General features: G+C 33.5%; 9 protein-coding genes. All 9 read left to right on the plus strand.

Annotated elements, in window-relative coordinates; all coding sequences use genetic code 11:
• Window positions 1-561 (plus strand): hypothetical protein (locus NE544_RS10965; protein ID WP_256269356.1); only part of this gene is annotated, 561 nt, incomplete at its 5' end.
• Window positions 562-629: 68 nt separating this feature from the next.
• The gene (locus NE544_RS10970; RefSeq protein WP_256269357.1) at window positions 630-1814 is read left to right on the plus strand and encodes a hypothetical protein; all 1185 of its coding nucleotides are present in this window, start codon (window positions 630-632) and stop codon (window positions 1812-1814) included.
• Window positions 1815-1826: 12 nt separating this feature from the next.
• Window positions 1827-3413, plus strand: a complete 1587-nt coding sequence (asp1, locus tag NE544_RS10975; RefSeq protein ID WP_256269358.1) for an accessory Sec system protein Asp1 — start codon at window positions 1827-1829, stop codon at window positions 3411-3413.
• Complete coding sequence (asp2, locus tag NE544_RS10980; RefSeq protein ID WP_256269359.1) at window positions 3400-4911, plus strand: accessory Sec system protein Asp2; 1512 nt, start codon at window positions 3400-3402, stop codon at window positions 4909-4911. The genes asp1 and asp2 overlap by 14 nt, the downstream gene beginning before the upstream one ends.
• Window positions 4901-5332, plus strand: a complete 432-nt coding sequence (gene asp3, locus NE544_RS10985; RefSeq protein WP_256269360.1) for an accessory Sec system protein Asp3 — start codon at window positions 4901-4903, stop codon at window positions 5330-5332. Before asp2 ends, asp3 begins: the two co-directional genes overlap by 11 nt.
• Before the next feature lies 1 nt (window position 5333).
• Window positions 5334-7643 (plus strand): accessory Sec system translocase SecA2, encoded by a 2310-nt coding sequence (gene secA2, locus NE544_RS10990; protein ID WP_256269361.1) that lies wholly within the window; start codon window positions 5334-5336, stop codon window positions 7641-7643.
• 20 nt (window positions 7644-7663) lie between these two features.
• Window positions 7664-9145, plus strand: coding sequence for an accessory Sec system glycosyltransferase GtfA (gene gtfA / locus NE544_RS10995; protein ID WP_256269362.1), 1482 nt, complete (start codon window positions 7664-7666; stop codon window positions 9143-9145).
• Entirely contained in the window at window positions 9139-10449 is a 1311-nt protein-coding gene (gene gtfB, locus NE544_RS11000) for an accessory Sec system glycosylation chaperone GtfB (RefSeq protein ID WP_256269363.1), read from the plus strand. Before gtfA ends, gtfB begins: the two co-directional genes overlap by 7 nt.
• A gap of 15 nt (window positions 10450-10464) precedes the next feature.
• Window positions 10465-10635: a hypothetical protein gene (locus NE544_RS11005; protein ID WP_256269364.1), complete on the plus strand. Its 171-nt coding sequence runs from the start codon at window positions 10465-10467 to the stop codon at window positions 10633-10635.
• The last annotated feature ends 129 nt before the right edge of the window (window positions 10636-10764 follow it).

Below are 10764 nucleotides of genomic sequence, written 5' to 3' on the forward strand. Positions count from 1 at the left end.
GCTAGTGCAAGTGCTTCTGCTTCAACTTCAGCTAGTGAATCAGCATCTGCATCTGGATCTGTAAGTGCAAGTGAATCTGTTTCAGAATCTGAATCTATTTCTGGAAGTATGAGTGATTCTGTATCAACTTCTACTGCTGTTTCTGAATCATTGTCTAATAGTTTAAGTTCAAGTGAATCTAACTCTTTAAGTAGTTCTGAATCAGCTTCTGTATCAGACAGTTTCGCAACTAGTGTAACTACTACGACTGCTGGTGGAGATACTACATATCGTCGAGTAGTTGTGGATACACGTGCTCCTTTACAGGTAGCTCCTCGTGTAACTGAAGAAGAGGTTGTCGAGGATGAAACTCCAAAGGCAAATCCTGAGGAACAAACTGAAACAATCGAAAAGGAAAAAATGCCTAAATCAACATTGGATGTAACTCACCGTGTATGGTGGTCTTGGGTACCAATTGTTGGTGCATTGGTTTCTTTAGTAAATGCACATGCTTCTAAAAAGGCAAGAAACGATGCCTCAAAAGAAAGAAATGATGCTTCTAAAGAAAAAGAAGATAAATAAATAAAATAATGATAAAATAACAGTAGCTAATTTTTAGTTACTGTTATTTTTATTTGGGAGTGATGTTTATGAAGGAAAAGACACATTTGGTTAGAAACAGATGTCTTTTTTCAATTGTTGTGATTCTAGTTTATTTTTTATGTCACCGTATTCCATTAAATGGGATAGATATGAGTGAATATAATAATGCAGGGCTTGATTTAGGTGCTATTTTGACAATGGCCGTGAGTGGTGCTGGTCAAAAGTGTTATGTGATGAGTTTAGGCATTTCACCATATATTACGGCAAGTTTATTAATTAGTATCTTATTCGCAATGCGATCAAAAGAGGCTAGAGCTCGTACTTCACCTAAGGCTATGAATTATTGGATTACGGGTGTATGTTTTGTGGTTGCTCTTGCGCAATCTATTTTTTATGCGTTGTCATTAAAATATGTTGAAAAAGATTTGATGAGTATTTTGGTTGTGATATTTGAATTAATGGCTGGTGCAAGTATTGCTCAATATTTATTGATCAATAATAAGAAGTATGGAGTTGGTGGTTTTGCCCCAATTATTATTGTGAATATGACAGAATCTTTAATTGCGATACTAATGAAATCATCCGTTGATTCGTTGATGATTCCTCTTTTGATTTCTTTTGTGATGGTCATCATTATGATTTTTATGGAACTTCATGAAAAGAAAATTCCTTTACAGAGAGTGTCTGTTCATAATGTGCATGCCAAAAAGAATTATTTGGCCATTAAATACAATCCAGTTGGATTCATGGCTTTAATGTTTGGTTCAGCTATCTTTATGATTCCACAATTGATTGTGGCATTGATTCATCATTATCATAAATCAGAAATCATTAATTACTTATATACGAATTTAAATATATCGACCGTATTTGGTATGCGCGTTTATATTGTGATGTTGTTTGTGTTTACTGTGTTATTAAGTTTATTATTTGTAAATCCAAAAGATTTATCAGAAGACTTGTTACAGAGTGGAGATAGTATTGTGAATGTTCCTGCAGGTAAGGCAACGCGTCGTTATATTCGTAAATGGGTCTTATTCTTTAGCTGCTTAAGTGGGCTAATTATGTGTGGTTGTTTAAGTTTATGTATGTATTTACAGTATAAAGGAATTGTAGATGCATCCGTGTCCATGCTTCCAACGACATTTATGATGCTTTCGGGATTGTTGTGTAGTGTTTATTTAGAGATTCGTGCTTATCGTGATTTTGATTCATATAAGCCATTCATTTAGGAGGTAGTCATTATGATGTATTTTGTACCTTCCTGGTATCATGGAAATGAATATAAAGAAAATGAACAATATTGGTATAGAAGAAGAACTGTAACCGAGTTTGATGATAGTGTTAAACAAGTTCAAATGTTTAATCGTAATAATATTATGGATTATAAGATTTTAAACTTGAGCTATTGTCCTAACTTTAGACACTTTTTGCACCGTCAAAGCGTATTTCATGCGCCTTATTGGTCTTGTTTTGATGCAATTCAAGAAATTAAACGTACTAAAGTAGATATTCTATCTTATAGAGATTTAATGTGGCCAGACCACACGGAATTTGTGTATACACCATTTTGTATTGTGGCATATGTACATCATGAAAAATATGCCGAGGTACATTTTGGGGAAGATGGAAATATGATTGAAGTATTCTTATTTCAATCTGAAATCATGGTTCGTAAAAATGTTTATGATGATCGTGGCTTTTTATCTACAACGATTGTTTATGAAAATAATCAACCGATTTATGAACAATATTTGGATGAAAAAGGAAATTGGAAGTTACTCCATTTTTTTGAAGATGATCATATAGAGATCAATTCTGAAAATCCATATTATTTAATTGGAAATAAAAGGTTTGCGTTTGATTCTTTGAATTATGATTCAATGGAATCTTTAATTGAAGAAGTATTTTCTACTTATTTAGATGAAATGACAGAAAAGTCGGATATCTTCTGTTTGGCTATGCATACACTGCATCATGATTTATTAGAAAGTTTATTTACGCAAAGAAAAACGATTCTATCTTTCTATCAAAATCGTATGGAATTATTTGAAGATGCAGAATTGAAATCTTTGATTCGAAGTACAAACTATTGTATTGTCGATTCGAAACATAAAATTCGTCCTTTAGAAAAGTATGCCGGAAAAACTTTACCAATTGTAGATATTACGCCTTTTGATACGCGTGCCGATTTTGGGATTAGTCAACAATTGACGGTTCAAAATATCTTAGTTCCGATTGATTCAATTGAACAATCTAAATTTGAAGCGTTGATTGTTTTATTCGCCAAGTATTTTGAAACAAATGAAACAGCACGAGTGCATTTCTTTACTAGAAATGCGAACTGGGATCGTGTGGATTCCGTTTTGGATTTTAATCGAGAAGTATTAAAAGTGAATGGTTTGGATGAAAGATTGGCTCGAAAAGAGACGAATGATAAAGCGGAATTTGATTTGGATGAAGATGAAAAGGTTCCTATTAAGTTTTTTGTGGATCAATGTGTAGATGAATTAAGTATTTCTAAATGTATTCGTGAACAGCGTATTATGGTCGATGTGACAACACAGCCAGATTTATACTTACAGATTTCATGTATTAGTAGTGCGATTCCACAAATTGTTTCTCATGTTACGCAATATGTTCATAATGGAAAGAATGGATTTGTGGTGAAGGATATATCTGAGATATCTCATTGTTTAACCTATTATTTAGATAATATTACCAATTGGAATAAGTGTGTGATTTATTCTTATGAATTAGGTAAAGAATATAATACGGCTAGTTTAATTCGTAAATGGAAGGGAGTTATGAAGCAAGTTGAACAAGATTAGTGTTTTACAAGTGGGAAATGAAGATTTAAGTTTAAAGCTTCATATTCCTGATTATGTTGAGTGGAATTGTATAAATGATTTAAATGAGGCAACCGAACGTAGTTATGATGTATGTGTTTTAAATCGTTGTGTAAATGAAAAAGAAGCGCGTATTCTACTTAAGAAAATACGTGCCTATACATTATTTTTATTGGATGATGTGCAGGTTGATCAATGGACAACATGGATTTGTACGTCTAGAAGAGCTAGGGTTTTAGACATTCGAACTCTGCAGGAATTTATTGATAAAGACATTCAATTATTTTATTCCTATACATATGGAGAGAAATATGATCCTCATTCATTATCAATCTCACAAAACTTTAAGGGTAGTGTATTTTGGAATGGATTCAATGGAGTTGAATTAGAAGGTGATTATGGAGATGATTACTACCAGGTTGCCTATTGGAGAGGTAATATTCCTGTTTTCCAAGGTCAGACAATTAATTTTTGGTTAGAGTATGAAAAGGATGATTCGGTTTCGATTCAATTGAAGATTGAACAATTCCAGTCTGGATCCTTATCTAGTTTACAGAATCGTTGGATTTTTACTGAAGAAGATTTAAGTTCAACTGTCTATGTTACCAATAATAATATGGATGGTCCTGTCTTTGTTTCTTTACTCGCAAAGGGAAAAGGTAAATTGAAAATAGTTGGTTTACATGATCGTCATTCACGTAAATCTTATGGTGAATTCTTGCCGGGTGGTGTACGTATGGTTTCTTCTAAGCGAGAAGAAGTTTTTATGTACTTTGATCCAGGAGATATGAAGCCACCATTAAATGTATATTTTAGTGGTTATAAGACACAAGAAGGCTTTGAAGGATTTAATATGATGCGTAAAATGGGAGCACCATTCTTATTAGTTGCAGAATCAAGACTGGAAGGTGGAGCATTCTATTTAGGCGATGATGAATATGAGAAATTCATTACTACTGGTATTCAAGATTGTTTAAATCAATTAGGTTTTGATAGGTCACAATTGATATTATCTGGATTATCCATGGGGACTTTTGGAGCTTTATATAATGGTTGTAAGTTACAGCCACACGCAATTATAATTGGTAAGCCTTTGGCAAGTTTAGGCGATATCGCAGTCAATGAAAGAATTAGTCGTCCAGGTGGCTTTCCAACTTCTTTAGATGTTTTAGTAAAAAATTGTGGGGATATGAGTCAGAAATCTATAGATTCACTAAATCATCATTTCTGGGATTTATTTGATCAAACGGATTGGTCTCAAACTAAATTTATTGTTTCTTATATGTTAGAAGATGATTATGATATGACGGCTTATAATCGCTTGATTTCCCATATTGATGATGTGGGTGTAGAGATTATTGGTAAAGGAATTCATGGGCGTCATAATGATGATACATATAGTATTGTTGCGTGGTTTAAAAATCAATATGATGGTATTTTGAAATCAGATTTTAAACGAGGTGATTTGGATGAAGAATAAGGCTTGGAAAGTAGTATGGAATGAAGATACTTTTGGAACTTATCTTTATGGATCTAAAATCTGGTTTCATTCTCGTGAAGATATTGAATTTGAAAATGAATTGATGCCTCCTGGAACTGTTATTAAAGAATGGTATTCTAAAGTCAACTATCAGATGATGAGAACAGAACCATCACTTCCAATTATTGATGGAGAGAGTTCTTATCATATTCAAGTGAATATGAGTGATTTTGAATCATATTTAATACGCATGGTGTTTTATGACCGCTATGAAAATGAAGCGGGTACATTAATTGTTCGTGAACCGGAAATGGATTTTAAGTGTCCATTAAAGACATATAGCTATCGTGTACAGCTAATTAATGCGGGTGGTACGAAGATGCATTTTCATTCTTTTGTGATTACAGAAAAGGAAGGGTAAGATGAATAAAATTGATAAAAAATTACACCTTCTTTTGGGTAAGGTAAAAGAAGAGTGTAAGAAAGTAAAGAACTTAAGTGATTATGAATTAAAAAATAAGACAAATGAATTTAAAAGAAGATTATCAGCCGGTGAAACAACCGAAGATATTCTACCAGAAGCGTTTGCGGTATGCTGCGAGGCAGATTATCGTGTATTAGGTATGTTTCCTTATGATGTACAGATTTTGGGTGGAATAGCACTTCATTTGTGCTATCTATGTGAAATGAATACGGGTGAAGGAAAAACCTTAACGGCCACTATGCCTTTATATTTAAATGGATTGACTGGTAAAAGTAGTATTTTAGTTACGGCCAATGAATACCTTGCGATTCGTGATGCTGAGGAAATGGGACAGGTTTATGAGTTTTTGGGTTTAAGTGTTAAGGCTGGTGTTACGCGTGATACAAATGAGCATTTAAATAATGATCAAAAGAAAGAAATCTATGCGGCGGATATTGTATATACAACACATGGTTCATTGGGATTTGATTATTTATTAAATAACTTAGTACATTCCAAAGAAGATCGTTTTATGCGTGAATTGTATTACGTCATTATTGATGAGGCAGATTCTGTTTTATTAGATAGTGCAAGTATGCCTTTAGTTATTTCTGGTTCTCCTCGTGTTCAATCTAATTTGTATGGTATTACCGATTTTTTTGTCACAACTCTAGTAGAGGATGAACATTATATTGTAGAAGACAACAAGGTTTGGCTAACCGATAAGGGAATTGAATATGCGCAGCGTTATTTCCGTATAGACAGTTTATATAGTAAAGAAAACTTTGATGTTTTAAGACATGTCGTATTGGCATTAAGAGCACACTATTTAATGGATAAAGATGTGGATTATGTAGTAACGGACTCTGGTGAGATTGTATTACTTGATAAGAGTACGGGTCGTAAAATGAATGGTATGAAGCTTCGTGGTGGTTCTCATCAGGCAATCGAGGAAAAGGAACGTTTAAAATTAAGTCAGGAACAGCGTTCGGTGGCTTCCATCACATACCAAAACTTATTTAATTTATTCCCTAAAATGTCGGGTATGAGTGGTACGATTGCGGATGGAAAAGATGAACTTCTAGAAGTTTATCATAAACAAGTTGTGGTTATTCCGCCGAATAAACCAATGGCTCGAAAGGATTTACCAGACAAGTATTTTAAAACGAGTGAAGAACAATTTGATGCGGTGATCAAAGAAACTGTTAAAAGACATAATACCGGACAACCTGTATTATTGATTGCTTCATTAATTTCGGATACGGAAATGTTGTCTAAATTATTAGTACAGGAAAATATTGAGCATAGTGTATTGAATGCGAATAATGCGTTCTGGGAAGCCGAAATCATTAAAGAAGCTGGTCAGAAAAATGTAGTGACTGTAGCTACAAGTATGGCTGGTCGTGGTACCGATATTCGCTTGGGTTCTGGGGTTAAAGAACTTGGTGGCTTATGCGTACTAGGAATTGGTCGTATGAATAATACGCGTGATGAAAGACAAGCTAGAGGTCGTGCTGGAAGACAGGGAGAGCCTGGTGTGTCTATTTTCTATACATCATTAGAGGATGATGTTTGTGAAATATTAGGGGATGATTTCTTAGAAAAATATATTGAGAAGGATAAACATATTTCTAAGCGTCGAATTAAAAAATTAATTAATAAATCACAGAAAATCAAATCGGAGTCATCCGTTTTCCAAAGAAAAAACGCGGTAGATTATGATAGTGTTATGCAACGTCAAAGGACGATTATGTATAAAACTCGTAATGATTTGTTGGATGGAAAAAGTTTGGATGAGAATTATCTTCTTTCCATTTGTGAAGACAACATCAAGGATTTTGTGAAGTCAAATAAGAAATTAGATTCTTATGCAGTTCATAGATATGTTTTAGATAATCTATCGTATCGTTTACAGAAAATGGATGAGAGTACAAAGAATCAAAAGGATTATTTGATTCAATATTCAAAGATGGCTTTCAATAATAAAAAGAAGTCAATAGGTGATCGATTCTCTGAATATTGTCGTCTTTGTACGTTAAGAGCGTTAGATGATGGTTGGGTAGAAGAGGTTGACTATCTTCAACAATTACAGGCTGCCATTTCGGGTCGTTCAAGTGCGCAGCGTAACTTATTGTTTGAATATCAAAGAGAAGCAAGAATTTCATTTGAAGATATGGAAAAATCGATTAAAAAAGCGATGATTCGTAATATTTTATTGGGAGAAGTTTCATTTGGTAAAGACAACGAGATGATAATATTGTATCCTTAAGGAAAGGAGTTTTTAGGGTTATGATTTATAATTTTAACTTAGGCATTGGCTGGGCAAGTAGTGGTGTTGAATATGCTCAGATTTATCGTGCTAGAATGTTTAGAAATATTGGTGTTGATGCGAAATTCGTGTTTACAGATATGTTTCCACAAGAAAATATCGAGCATATGACGAAGAACATTGGTTTTGAAGATTCGGAAGTCATTTGGTTATATACGTTCTTTACAGATTTTAAGACGGCGCCTGTTACTTATACTTTAAGTGATTTAGAAAAGACATTTAGTAATACGGAATATACAAAAAAACGCGAAGGCAAGATTTGTCGTTATGTGTTTAATGGAAGTAACAATTTCTATACGGCCTATATGGTTAATGATCATGATGATTATGTGCATCGTGTAGAAATGGTATCTGGAGGATGTTTAATTCGTAAGGATTACTTTACGTATGGACGTGTGTATTCAGAATATTATGCGCCATTAGATAATGCAGCACATTTATATCATCGTCGTTTCTTTAATGTGGATGGTAGTGTTGCGTATGAAGAAATGATTGATGATGATAAAGTCATGTATAAATTTAAAGATAAAATATTATGTTCTAAAGAAGAATTTGTAGGATATATGGTTTCTCAATTACATTTGACTAAAGATGATGTAGTATTAATTGATCGGTCTACAGATATTGGTCAATCGATTTTAATGAATTGTAAGCCAGCTAGAGTGGGTACTGTTGTACATGCGGATCACTTTAGTGAAAAAGAGACAAATGAGGATTATATCTTATGGAATAATTATTATGAATATGAATTTAATATGCATAAACATATTGATTTCTATATTTGTTCAACACAAGCTCAAAGTGATTTGATGATTCAACAATTTGAGAAATATTATGGAATGAGACCTTGTGTTTATACAATTCCAGTAGGCTCTTTACCGGAATTGAAGTATCCCAAAGAAGGAAGAAAACCTTTCTCATTGATTACGGCAAGTCGTTTGGCAAGTGAAAAACATGTGGATTGGATTTGTAAGGCTGTAATTCAAGCTCGTAGTGAGGTGCCAGAATTATCATTGGATATTTATGGTGTTGGTGGTGAAAGAGAAAAACTTGAAAATATTATTCGAGAGAATAATGCATCAGGTTATATTCGCTTAATGGGTCAACATGATTTGAGTGAAGTGTATCAGAATTATGAGGCTTATATTGCGGGAAGTACAAGTGAAGGATTTGGACTTACTTTAATGGAAGCTGTTGGTGGAGGATTACCAATCATTGGTTTTGATGTTCGTTATGGAAATCCTACATTTATTCGTGATGGTGAAAATGGATATTTAATGCCTTTACCTGAAGAGGATAAGGATCGTGTTGAAGCGTTGAGAAAGGGTATTGTGGATTTATTTAAACAAGACCTAGAACATTGTCATTCTGTATCGTATGAGGTTGCAGGTGATTTCTTAACTTCAAATGTACAGGAAAAATGGAGGGAAGCTGTATGTTAGAAACTCCAGTTGTATTATTAGAGAATTTTGATGAAGATAGTCAAATGTTGTATCAAAGTATGCGTTCTTCTGGATTTAGTGGTCCTATTATTACGTTTAGTGATGATGGATATTTACCAGAGGATGTCATGAGTATTTATACGTATTATTGTGGTAAAAAAGAGGGTGGAAAGCCTCGGTATTTTAACCAGATTGATGTTCCGGATTATTGGGAAATCAAGGCGAGTAATACGGGTGGTCAAGTCTTTGATTTAAATCATGAAAGAGGTAAGATTTTCTTCACTTCTCCTTTACATAAAAGGCTTGTCAAGATTGTAGATTGGTATGATGATACACATGTAGCTCGAGTGAGTGATCATTATAATAAATATGGTTTCTTGTATGCAAGAACGATTTTTAATAAAAAAGGTCAGCTTGTTTCTCGTAGTTATTATGATGTTTCAGGAAATGAAAAAGTAGTTGAGAATTTTGTGACGCATGACATTATTTTAAATCAAGAGGATAAGGTATATATCTTTAAGAATAAAGTCGAATTTGCGAAACATTTATTTACCGAATTGGATGTATATCCAACAAGATTATTTTACAACTCCTTATCCAATCCATTCTTTGTATCGGAAAGCTTAGAAGATCGAGAACATAGTGATGTCTTATTCTGGCAAGAGGGTTATCGTGAAGATATTCCTGGAAATATGCAGGTGATTTTGGATGGTCATTCTAGACGAACTTCTAAGATTTTTGTTCAGAAAAAAGAGGCGTATGAGAAATTAATTTCTTTAGGTGCAAATAGTAACATTGTCAAACCTCTAGGCTATGTATATAACTTTGAAAAAGAGAATGGACATTCGAATAATGTCTTGATTTGTACAAACTCAGATCGTATTGAGAAGTTGAACGAATTGGTTGTTGCTTTGCCTAACATGAAATTCCATGTTTGTGCATTAACGGAAATGTCACAAAAGTTGATGTCTTTTGAAAAATATGATAATGTACGTTTGTATCCAGGATGCAAGGCAAGTGAAATCTTAGATTTATTTAATACGTGTGACTACTTCTTAGATGTCAACTATGAAAATGAGATCGTGGATGCCACTAAAGAAGCATTCTTACATAATCTGTTGATTCTTGGATTTAATCAAACGATCCATAATCGCAAATATGTATTGCCAAACTTTGTCTTTGATGCGAATGACTACCAAGAAATGGTAAAGGTGATTCAGGATGCGTCTCACTTAGATTTAAATTTAGAAAGACAAAGAAAAATGGCTATGACACAAAATGTGCAAGATTATAGAAATATTTAGAAGGGAAGGGTTTTTATGTTTAGTACATTTAACACATTAATGGTAATCGTTGTATTGGAGGCAATCTGTTGTTTATACAGTATTACTCTTGCTTACTTAAGTGATAAGAAATTTAGTAAAGTATTAAACTTGATTATGGCAGCTATTTGGGCTATTGCAGCAGTTTTAAATGTAGTTGGATTCTAATTTTCATTCTTTGAAAACATCGCTTACAAATGGGTCGTTCTCGCCACTTTTGGCATGAAACGGCCTTTTTTAGTGGCGCAATAAATTTGGATGGGGTTATGTGAATTTGCTCTCCAAGAATTTAAGGGG

The sequence above is a fragment of the Holdemanella sp. MSK.7.32 genome (assembly GCF_024460475.1).
Taxonomy (GTDB): domain Bacteria; phylum Bacillota_I; class Bacilli_A; order Erysipelotrichales; family Erysipelotrichaceae; genus Holdemanella.

Bases quoted from the DNA above. Each gene is read 5' to 3' on its own strand.
- NE544_RS11005 (WP_256269364.1), top strand. From the start codon at position 10,465: ATGTTTAGTACATTTAACACATTAATGGTAATCGTTGTATTGGAGGCA.
- gtfB (WP_256269363.1), top strand. From the start codon at position 9,139: ATGTTAGAAACTCCAGTTGTATTATTAGAGAATTTTGATGAAGATAGT.
- gtfA (WP_256269362.1), top strand. From the start codon at position 7,664: ATGATTTATAATTTTAACTTAGGCATTGGCTGGGCAAGTAGTGGTGTT.
- asp3 (WP_256269360.1), top strand. From the start codon at position 4,901: ATGAAGAATAAGGCTTGGAAAGTAGTATGGAATGAAGATACTTTTGGA.
- NE544_RS10970 (WP_256269357.1), top strand. From the start codon at position 630: ATGAAGGAAAAGACACATTTGGTTAGAAACAGATGTCTTTTTTCAATT.
- secA2 (WP_256269361.1), top strand. From the start codon at position 5,334: ATGAATAAAATTGATAAAAAATTACACCTTCTTTTGGGTAAGGTAAAA.
- asp1 (WP_256269358.1), top strand. From the start codon at position 1,827: ATGATGTATTTTGTACCTTCCTGGTATCATGGAAATGAATATAAAGAA.